Raw genomic sequence first — 10,046 nt, 5'->3', positions numbered from 1 at the left:
TGGTAGCAGCTTCGCTACCACCCGATCCTTCATCACTTGTCCGTATCTTGCCATTTCCTCACCTCGTCATTGCCCCCGGTTTCAGATCCTATCGAGGCGACAACTAGTCTGACACAGGGGGAGACCGCCATCGAGTCGGTGTTGCTGGCCGGGGGGTATGCGCGGGTCGACGGCAAGGGCTTCGACCGCGAACGCGCAATCTTCCCGGATGAGGCGCTGGCGTTCATTCAGGCTACCCAGGCCAAGGTATGGGAAAAACTGGAGGCGCTGCACGGCGAACAAACTGGCGCCCGCGTGCTGGAATCGCTGTGCAAGTGGCTGGACGCCCATGGCGCGTTGACCACCCTGCGCCACGGCTTCAAGTGCTTCGGCAAGACGCTGCGCATAGCCTTCTTTCGCCCCGCGCACGGCTTGAACCCGGATCTGGAGGGGCGCTATCGGGCCAATGGCCTGGGGCTGACCCGCCAGCTGCATTTCAGCCCGCGTTCGGAACAATCGCTGGATGTAGTGCTGTCGGTCAATGGCATTCCGATGGTCACGCTGGAACTCAAGAACCCGCTCAGCGGCCAGACCGCCGCCAACGCGATCCACCAGTATCGCCAGCACCGCGACCCGCGCGAGCCGATCTTCGCCTTCACCAAACGCACCCAGGTACATTTCGCGGTGGACACCGAAGAGGTGCACATGACCACGCGCCTGGCTGGCTCGGCAACCTATTTCCTACCCTTCAACCGGGGGATGGACGGCGGCGCCGGCAACCCACCCGACCGCGAAGGGCGCAACTACAAGACGGCCTACCTGTGGGAAGAAGTGCTGCAGCGCGACAGTCTGCTCGACCTGCTTGCCCGCTTTCTGCATGTGGATGCGCAGGAGACGGTGGCGGACGACGGCAAGAAGGTCCGGAAGGAAAGCCTGATCTTCCCGCGCTATCACCAGTTGCAGGCGGTGCGTCAAATGGTGGCGGCGGCGGCCAGCGAGGGCGTGGGGCACAATTATCTGGTCGAGCACTCGGCCGGCAGTGGCAAGAGCAATACCATCGCGTGGCTGGCGCATCGGCTATCCAGCTTGCACAACGAACGCGACGAGCGGCTGTTCGACAGCGTCGTGGTCATCACCGACCGCGTGGTGCTCGACCGCCAGCTGCAGAACACGATCTACCAGTTCGACCACCGTCAGGGCGTGGTGCAGAAGATCGACGAGGACTCGCGCCAACTCGCCGGGGCGCTCGAAGCCGGCGTGCCGATCATCATCACCACCTTGCAGAAATTCCCCTTCGTGTCCGGGCAGTTGGCCAAGCTGAGCGAGGAGCGCGGGGAAGGCAGCAAGAGCCATCTGCCGACCCGCAAGTACGCGGTGATCATCGACGAGGCCCACAGCTCGCAATCCGGCGAAACGGCGACGGAGCTTAAGGGTGTGCTGGGTGGCGCCGAACTGCGCCGCAAGGCTCAGGCGATGGCTGAAGAGGAAGGCGAGGTCGAACTGGAGCGGCTGTTCCGCTCGATGGCCAAACGCGGCCAGCAGCCGAACATGAGTTTCTTTGCCTTCACCGCCACGCCCAAACACAAGACGCTGGCGATCTTCGGCCGCCATGGCGAGCCCTGCCACCGCTACACCATGCGCCAGGCCATCGAGGAAGGCTTCATCGAGGACGTGCTGAAAAGCTACGTCAGCTACAAGACCTACTACAAGCTGATCAAGAAGGCCGAGGACGACCCCAACGTCGAGCGCAAGAAGGCGGCCAGGGCGCTGGCCCGGTTCATGCGCCTGCACCCGCACAACATCGGTCAGAAGACCGAGGTGATGGTCGAGCATTTTCAGCACTTCACGCGCCACAAGATCGGTGGGCATGCCAAGGCGATGGTGGTGACTGGATCGCGGCTGGAAGCAGTGCGCTACAAGCAGGAATTCGATCGCTACATTCAGGAGAAGAGCTATCCGATCAGGAGCCTGGTGGCGTTCTCGGGCACCGTGGAAGACGACAAGATTGCCGAGAAGACCTACACCGAAGTGGAGATGAACGGCGGCCTGAAGGAGAAGGAGCTCCCCGACAAATTTGCCAAGCCGGAATATCGTGTGCTGTTGGTGGCCGAGAAGTACCAGACCGGCTTCGATCAGCCGCTGTTGCACACGATGTACGTGGACAAGCGCCTGTCGGGTATTCAGGCGGTGCAGACCCTGTCGCGGCTGAACCGCACGCACCCCCTGAAAGACGAGACCTTCGTGCTTGATTTCGTCAATGATCCCGCCGAGATCCAGGAGGCCTTCCGCCAGTATTACGACGGCTCGGTGATGGGCGAACAGGTCGATCCAGACAAGCTCTACGAGGTCAAGGCGGATCTGGACGCCTCCGGGATCTATCTGCAAACCGAGGTCGGCGAGTTTTCGCTCATCTTCTTTGCACCCAAGCGCCGGCAAAGCCCGGGCGACCACAAAGCCATGAATGCGCTGCTGGACCAGGCGGCGGCACGCTTCAAGCAGCTTCAGGAAAGCGCGGAGGAAGAAGCTGAACTTTGGCGTGGCAAGTTGCAGGCCTTTCGCAACCTCTACAGTTTTCTGAGTCAGGTCATTCCGTACCAGGACAGTGATCTTGAGAAGCTGTTTACCTACCTGCGGCATCTGGCCTTGAAGCTGCCAAAGCGCAAGAACGGCCCCGGCTACCAGTTCGATGAGGAGGTCGAACTCGACTACTACCGCCTGCAGAAGATCAGCGAAGGATCGATCAGCCTGAACGAGGGCTATGCCAAACCGCTGGATGGCCCGCGCGAGGTGGGGTCGGGCATGGTGCGCGAAGAACACGTGTCGTTGTCGCGCCTGATCGACATCATCAACCAGCGCTTCGGTGGTGAGCTCAACGAAGCGGATCAACTGTTCTTCGACCAGATCGCCGAAGCGGCGAGCGTGAACGAGTCGCTGCAGAAGGCGGCCGAGGTCAACTCCCTCGACAAGTTTCAGCTGGTGTTCAGGCAGGTGCTGGAGTCGCTGTTTATCGAGCGAATGGAGCTGAACGAGGAACTGTTCACCGATTACATGGGTAAACCAGAAATGCAGGAGCTGGTATCGAAGTGGTTGGGCAGCCAGGTCTACGAGCGATTGTCTTTCGCGAGGACGACCAGCAGGTAACGCCCCCCCCAGTCTCGTAACGGCAGCTGGTGGCGTTCTTGGTAACGCGGTGGCAGATCAGAGGGGGCCGCGCCGCAAAAAGCGGGTTAAATTTCGGGGTAACCCGAAAATGCGTTATGCGTAGCCAGGCTACTGGCAAAGCTTCCGGAGAGGGAGTCGATTCCGACCGGGCACCAAGCATTCATAGGGGATTCGGCCGATTGATGATGCTCTGGGAATGCTTGTATCCGGGGAGGCGGAACGATCAGCGGAACGATGGCGACTTGCGGACCGGCCGCGTCGTGGCCGTTGCCGATGGTGAGTCCTGGACGCCGCCAACCAGCTGCATAAGGCCAGGCTCGCCTGGCACCGCAAACTGACTGGCTGGGCGAATTACTTCTGCCTGGGTCAGTCGGCCCGGCTTATCGGGCGATCAACGCCCATGTCAAGCAGCGGTGTTGGCGGCGGCCAGGGTCCCCCACAGCGGGCCGACCGGCACCGCCGCAGCGAGTGCCGGGAGGATGTCGAATAACCACGACAAAGATCCGCCGCTCGCGAAGGCCTAGCCATGTGCTGCTCCAGGAGAAACGGGAATGCATGCCACCGTCCACCGGCGCCAAGACGACAGGCCGGCTGTTTGCCAGGCTTGCCGTCAGGATCCGTCGGCGCCGCCTGCAGCCGTGGACTGGATCAGCTCGCGAAGGATCTGGGCGGTTGCCCAGAGCATCAGGGCAATTCCAGCGACGACGGTGATCACGGCCGTCGGCACGCTGGTCGGAAAGTCGGGAATGAACAAGGTCTGGCCTCTGAACAACCACATCGCGCCACTCGCCAGAATGACGATGCCGGCGCCGTCGAGCAGCGCGAAGAACATCACTTTGAGGGTGACGCGCGGGCGTCCCCGGCTATCCATGCCGGCTCACTTGACGCGCATGCCGGGTTCGGCACCCGCATCAGCGGAGAGCAGGAAGATCCCGGGAGTCTGGCCGTCGGCGTCGGACGCGGCGAGGATCATGCCTTCCGAAACGCCGAACTTCATCTTGCGCGGCGCCAGGTTGGCGACCATCACTGTCAGCCGGCCGACCAGCGCAGGCGGCTCGTACGCCGCCTTGATGCCGGCAAACACCTGCCGGGTGCCGAGCGGGCCGATGTCGAGCAACAGCCTAACGAGTTTGTCGGCACCTTCGACGCGGTTTGCCTCGACGATGCGGGCGATCCGCAGGTCGACGGTCAGGAAGTCATCGATGCCGATCTGCGTGCCGCCAAGCCCAGCGACGGCGGCACTCGGCTCGTCCGCCGGCCGTTCGGGCTGCGGTTCGCCCGCTGCTGGCGGCACCGAAGGCGGCGTGGCGCCGAGCGACTGGCGGTTGGCGTCGATCAGCGCGTCAACCTGTTTCTTGTCGACGCGCGTCAGCAGGTGCTGGTAGGCGTTGATCGCATGCCCGGCAGCAAGGACGGTGTGGCCGTCCTGCCAGACGAAGGGCGCGACGTTGAGGAAGGCTTCGGCTTTGGCGGCAAGCGCCGGCAAGACCGGCTTGAGCAGTATCGCCAGCAGTCGGAAAAGGTTGATGGCGCTGGTGCACGCCACCTGCAGTTCGCTCTCGCGACCAGGTTGGCGGGCGAGTTCCCAGGGTTTGACGCTGTCGACGTACTGGTTGGCGATGTCGGTGAGCGCCATGATTTCGCGGATCGCCTTGCTGAATTCGCGCGCTTCGTAGTGATCGGCGATCTGTGGCGAGCGATCGCGGATGGCCTGGATCGCCGGCAGCGATTCGTCGCAGGTACACAACTGGCCGGCGAAGCGCTTGACGATGAAGCCGGCCGCGCGGCTGGCGATGTTCACGAACTTGCCGACCAGATCCGAATTGACCCGGGCGATGAAGTCGTCAAGGTTGAGGTCGATGTCCTCCATTGAGCTCGACAGCTTGGCCGCGTAGTAGTAGCGCAGCCACTCCGGGTCGAGGCCCTGTGCCAGATAGCTCTCGGCGGTGATGAAAGTGCCCCGCGACTTCGACATCTTGGCGCCATCGACGGTCAGAAAGCCGTGCGCGAAGATCTTGCTTGGCGTCCGATAACCGGCGTGTTGCAGCTCGGCCGGCCAGAACAGCGCGTGGAAGTAGAGGATGTCCTTACCGATGAAGTGGTACAGCTCGGTGTTCGAATCCGGGCCCCAGTATTCGTCGAAATCAAGGCCTTCGCGGGCGCACAGATTCTTGAACGCTCCCATGTAGCCGATCGGCGCATCGAGCCAGACGTAGAAGTACTTGCCCGGCGCACCGGGAATCTCGAAGCCGAAATACGGCGCTTCGCGCGAGATGTCCCAGTCCGTCAGCTTGCTCTCGCCGACTTCTCCCAGCCACTCCTGCAGCTTGTTCGCCGCCTCGCTCTGCAGGCGGCCCTCGCCCTGCGTCCAGCGCCGCAGAAAGCCCTGGCAGCGGCGGTCGGAGAGTCGGAAGAAGTAGTGCTCGGATTGGCGCAACTCCGGCTTGGCGCCGGAAACGACCGAATAGGGGTTGTGCAGCTCGTTGGCGGTGTACGCCGCGCCGCAGTTCTCGCAGTTGTCGCCGTACTGGTCGCGCGCGCCACACTTCGGGCAGTCGCCCTTGATGTAGCGATCGGGCAGAAACATCCGCTTGAGCGGGTCGTAATACTGCTCGATGACGCGCGTCTCGATCAGCCCGGCGGCCTGCAGGCGGGCGTAGATTTCGTTGGCGCAGGCACGGGTTTCCTCGGAATGCGTGCTGTAGTAGTTGTCGAAGCCGACGTGAAAGCCAGCGAAGTCGCGGGTGTGCTCGGCATGAACGCGCTCGATCAGCGCCTCCGGCGTGATCCCTTCCTTCTCCGCGCGCAGCATGACTGGCGTGCCATGCGTGTCGTCGGCACAAACGTACCAGCACTGGTGGCCGCGAATCTTCTGGAAACGAACCCAGATGTCGGTCTGGATGTATTCGACCAGATGACCAAGATGGATCGCGCCGTTGGCATACGGCAGGGCGGAGGTGACGAGGATCTTGCGGCTCATGGCGCTTGGCGCAATCGGGGCAAAGCGGCATTCTATCAAAGGGGGCGCAGGCTGGGCCGGGATTGGCGAGGAAAGCAGCGGCCGTGTGCGGCGCTGCTGCCCCGCTGGCGGCGGTCGCGGTCTCGCCGCGCTGGCGCCGACTGCTACGTCTGCATGGCGCCAGCAGCAGTCTGGGGGCTGCAGTCCGGGTCGCCGGCGACGCGCATCAGCATGGTCCGCACGGCCTCTTCGTCGCTGTTGCGCAGCGCCGCCCGCAACTGTTCGATGAGCGCGGCCAGAGGCTCCGGATCGAGCGACGGCTCGTCGGCTTTCATGATCTTCGGGTGACTGGTGGCGACCGCGTTGCTGCTGGCGATCAACAGTTCCTCGTAGAGCTTTTCACCGGGGCGCAGGCCGGTGATGATGATCTCGATGTCGCCTTCGGGGTTGTCGTCGTCGCGAACCGTATAGCCAGCCAGACGAATCATGTTGCGCGCCAGGTCGACGATCCGTACCGGGTCGCCCATGTCGAGCAGAAAGATTTCGCCACCGCTGGCCAGACTGCCGGTCTGGATGACCAATTGCACCGCTTCATGGATGGACATGAAGTAGCGGGTGACGTCGGCATGGGTGACGGTCACCGGCCCACTCTGGGCGATCTGTTCCTTGAACAGTGGAATGACCGAGCCCGAAGACCCCAGGACGTTGCCGAAGCGTACGGCGCAGAACCGCTGCCCGGTCCCGCGCGCCGCCGCCTGCCTGGCGAACCCCTGGACGACGAGTTCCGCCCAGCGCTTGCTGGCGCCCATGATGTTGGTCGGGCGAACGGCCTTGTCGGTGGAAACCAGCACGAAGGTTTCGACCCCGGCGTCAAATGCCGCGCTGGCCAGCGTCAGGGTGCCCAGGACGTTGTTGCGTGCTCCGGCCAGGACGTTGGCCTCGACCATTGGCACGTGCTTGTGCGCGGCAGCGTGGTAAATGGTCGCGATCCGGTGCCTGGCCAGCAAACGCGATACCAGACCGGCGTCGCCCACCGAGCCAAGACAGGGCACCAACTCGCAACCCAGAACGCCTTGCAGGACGCGGTGGATCTGGTACAGCGCATGCTCGCTGGCTTCGAGCAGGATTACGCTGCGCGGTTGCAGGGCGGCGATCTGCCGACACAGCTCCGAGCCAATCGAGCCGCCGGCGCCGGTGACCAGCACCGCCTTGCCGGTGATGCAGCGCCCGAGCAGGGTCGGGTCGGCCGCCACCGGGTCGCGACCGAGCAGGTCACCGATGTCGACTTCGCGGACCATGTTGACCAGGTGCCGGCCGTTGGCAATATCGGTCAGCGCCGGCAGGATGCGCACCCGCACCGGGTGGTGCTCCAGGAAGGCCACCACTTCACGGCGGCGGGCGCTGGACACAGACGGCAGGGTGACGATCACGTCGTGGATATCGAAGCGTTCAAGCAGCGTCGACAGGTGCGCCGGCGGATAGACCCGCAAGCCACCGACGTCCTTGCCGTGCAGCGCCTGGTCGTCGTCGAGGAAGCCCGCCGGGAACAGCTCCCGCCCGCGGCGCAAGGACTCCGCCAGTTGCCGCCCGGCGTCGCCGGCGCCGTAGATCAGCACCTGTTTGCCCGAAAAGCGGCTGCGCGTAGGCAGCCACAGCAGCCAGCGCGCGCCGAAGCGTGAACCCGCCACCAGCGCGAAGCCGATCAGCCAGTAGAGCAGCGGCACCGCCCGCGGTACGCCCTGCAGGCCGGTCATCTGGGTCATGAAGGCCAATACCGCCCACAGCAGCGCGGCCAGCGACATGCCCTTGAGCACCGACCACAGCGCCTGCTCGCCGAGGTAGCGGATCACCGAGCGGTAGAGTCCCAGCTTGAGGAAGACCGGCATCGCCAGGATCGGCGCGACGACCATCAACAGCACTTGCGAACGGTTCGGGACGAACCATTCGCCCAGGCGAACGGCGTACGCCGCCCAGACGGCAAAGGCCAGAACCAGCGCATCCGCCAGCAGCATCAGGCCCTGCTTGGTCGGACGGGTCATCAGCACCAGGTAACTGGAGATGCCCGCGGGAAGGCGCCAGCGGGTCATCTCGCCAGGTCCTCGCTGGTCGGAGCGAACACCCTCGGCGAAAACCCGAAATCGCGAACCGCGTCGCTGTGATCGAACACCAGGTCGCTGTTCATGCGCTCGGCCATGGCCGTCGACCAGTGCCGGTAGCGCGGCAGGCAGCGTATCAGGGCAACGGCACCGCCGAAAGCCCATAAAGGTACCCGCAGCAGGTGCGGCCGGCGGCCGAGCGCGGCAAAGACCTGCTCGACCATCTGCCGGTAGGCGACGGTACTGCCACCGGAAATGTTGTACGCGCGATTCGCGGTCGCCGGCGCGCGCAAGGCCGCCAGGCAGGCAGTGGCGACGTCCTGCGCGTGAATCGGCTGGCGCAGACCGTGTGCGCTGCCGAGCAGCGGAAAGAAACCGAAGCGGCGTATGATGCGGGCGATTTCGCAGAGGTTCTTGTCGCGACCGAGGCCATGGATCAGCGTCGGGCGCAGGATCACCCACTCGACGCCGCGACTCTCCGCCCAAGTCTGAAAGCGGCTCTCCGCGTCAGCCAAGCGACGCGCCACGGCGTTCTCGTGCGGGTCGGCCGAGTCCTGCTTGGTGAAGCGACTGGTCGAAGACAGCGCCAGCACGCGCCGCGCCTGATGCGTTTCCAGGAGCGCGAAATGCTCTGGCAGCACCCAGACTGGCGCGGCACAGATCCAGCAGCGCGGGCTGTCGCCGTCCTCCGGGTTCGAGGCGTGCGATGAGCGGGAGCGCGGGTCCGGCAATTGGCGCCATTCGACAGCTCCGCCCGGTGGATCGACGCGCGGGCTCCGCGAGTACGCCTGCGCCTGCCGACCCGCTTGTGCCAGTTGCGCCAACAGGCATTCGCCAACCGGGCTGGTCGCGCCGAGGACGCCGACGGGCGGTTCAGCCGGCACGGGCCATCCCCAGCTTCCGGCAGCCGTGGCGAACGCTGTAGTAACCGGCAAGCATGGCGAATCGCAGCCACACCCCCGCCACCACCAGCCACCACAGCAGGCCGGGGTAGCGCTGACGGTAGAACTTGCGATAGAAGCGCAGCATGCCGTGGTGCTTGTGCCACTCGACGAAGATCGGTCGGCTGCGACTGCAGCCACCCCACACGTGCAGCACGCGCGCACCGGGAACGAACATCACCCGCCAGCCCTTCTGCGAGAATCGCATGCACCAGTCGAGATCCTCGCAGTGGAGGAAATAGGCCTCGTCCCACAGCCCGACGTCGTCGATGGCTGCGCGCTTGACCAGCATGCAGGCACCGGAGATCGCTTCGACCGCAACCGCTTTCGCAGGGAGTGGCGATTGGTGCAGGAGGAAGTCGGGAAACAGGCGCGGCGAGACCCGTTGCAGCCAGGACAAGCCAAAGGCGCGAAAGAAGGCGCGTCCGGGCGTCGGGAACGTCCGCCGGCCGCCCGGTTGCTCCGAGCCATCGGGATTGCAGAGCATGCCGCCGACCATGCCGACCCGCTCGTCGTCGTCAAAGACCGCGAGCATCCGCGACAAGGCCTGTGCATCGAGTGTCGCGTCCGGGTTGAAGAACAGCAGGTAGTCCGCCGCGGACGCCAGAGCGCCGATGTTGCACGCCGCCGAAAAACCGAGATTGCGGTCGTTACGAATGATCTTCAGCGTGCCGGCCGCGACGGACAGGCCTTCCAGACGCGCGACGCTGTCATCGGACGAGCGATTATCGACCACGATAATCTGGTGAACCTCATCTATCAGCAGCGAGCGAACGCAGTCGACCAGCAGGCCGCCAGCGTTGTAATTGACAACAATCACGTCGACAGCGGCGGCTCGTCCTGGAGAACTCACGTTGGAATGACCTGCGGGAATTTGGAGAACCTCTGAACAGGCTTCGGCCTATGATG

The 10,046-nt window shown here is 64.2% G+C and carries 6 protein-coding genes; 1 reads left to right on the top strand and 5 read right to left on the bottom strand.

What is annotated here, in order from left to right; genetic code table 11:
- Nucleotides 1-138 precede the first annotated feature (138 nt).
- Entirely contained in the window at nt 139-3,120 is a 2,982-nt protein-coding gene (locus Q1L50_RS17540; RefSeq protein WP_300341291.1) for a type I restriction endonuclease, read from the top strand.
- A gap of 631 nt (nt 3,121-3,751) precedes the next feature.
- On the opposite strand, the gene Q1L50_RS17535 is transcribed toward Q1L50_RS17540, so the two are convergent.
- The 5 genes from Q1L50_RS17535 to Q1L50_RS17515 all read right to left on the bottom strand — a co-directional run bounded on the left by Q1L50_RS17535 (nt 3,752) and on the right by Q1L50_RS17515 (nt 9,990).
- Entirely contained in the window at nt 3,752-4,012 is a 261-nt protein-coding gene (locus tag Q1L50_RS17535; RefSeq protein WP_300341288.1) for a hypothetical protein, read from the bottom strand.
- Between the two features lie 6 nt (nt 4,013-4,018).
- A complete protein-coding gene (gene metG / locus Q1L50_RS17530) occupies nt 4,019-6,121 on the bottom strand; it encodes a methionine--tRNA ligase (RefSeq protein WP_300341286.1) in 2,103 nt (700 codons plus the stop codon).
- A gap of 143 nt (nt 6,122-6,264) precedes the next feature.
- Nucleotides 6,265-8,187 carry a nucleoside-diphosphate sugar epimerase/dehydratase gene (locus Q1L50_RS17525; protein ID WP_300341285.1) on the bottom strand — a complete coding sequence of 641 codons (1,923 nt, stop codon included), beginning with the start codon at nt 8,185-8,187 and terminating at the stop codon, nt 6,265-6,267.
- The gene (locus Q1L50_RS17520) at nt 8,184-9,080 is read right to left on the bottom strand and encodes an NAD-dependent epimerase/dehydratase family protein (protein ID WP_300341284.1); all 897 of its coding nucleotides are present in this window, start codon (nt 9,078-9,080) and stop codon (nt 8,184-8,186) included. Before Q1L50_RS17520 ends, Q1L50_RS17525 begins: the two co-directional genes overlap by 4 nt.
- On the bottom strand, nt 9,070-9,990 hold the full coding sequence (locus Q1L50_RS17515; protein ID WP_300341282.1) for a glycosyltransferase family 2 protein: 921 nt from the start codon (nt 9,988-9,990) through the stop codon (nt 9,070-9,072). The genes Q1L50_RS17520 and Q1L50_RS17515 overlap by 11 nt, the downstream gene beginning before the upstream one ends.
- Nucleotides 9,991-10,046: the final 56 nt, after the last annotated feature.

Origin of the sequence: Accumulibacter sp. (genome assembly GCF_029255145.1) — a bacterium.
Classification (GTDB): Bacteria; Pseudomonadota; Gammaproteobacteria; order Burkholderiales; family Rhodocyclaceae; genus Accumulibacter.
This window is presented reverse-complemented; position numbering and strand designations above follow the sequence as displayed.